1 protein-coding gene is annotated in these 342 nt (G+C 59.9%); it reads left to right on the top strand.

Annotation, left to right across the window (positions count from 1 at the left end; genetic code table 11):
• A partial coding sequence (locus ACPYOG_RS19305; RefSeq protein ID WP_481295748.1) for an aldo/keto reductase occupies nucleotides 1-342 on the top strand: 342 nt, incomplete at both ends.

Below are 342 nucleotides of genomic sequence, written 5' to 3'. Positions count from 1 at the left end.
ACGGCAAAGTACGTTCGATTGGAGTGCCCAACTTAAAGCCGGCGCATCTGGACCAGTTGTTCCGGGAGACTGAGGTGGTACCGGCCTTCAACCAGATCCAGTTGAGTCCTTCAATTCCCCGCCCGGCTGCCCGGGCTTACAACGAACGGCACGGCATCGTCACTGAGTCCTACAGCCCGTTGGGCGCCAGCAGCGACTTGCTGAACGCCCCGGTCCTGGCTTCAGTTGGTGAAAAGGACGGAAAGACACCGGGCCAAGTAGTACTCCGTTGGCACGTCCAGCAGGGATTGGTTGCCATCCCCAAAACCGCCAATCCCCAGCGAATGCGGGAGAACCCGGATG

It is taken from the genome of Leifsonia sp. HAY1-4F (genome assembly GCF_056755275.1).
This window is presented reverse-complemented; position numbering and strand designations above follow the sequence as displayed.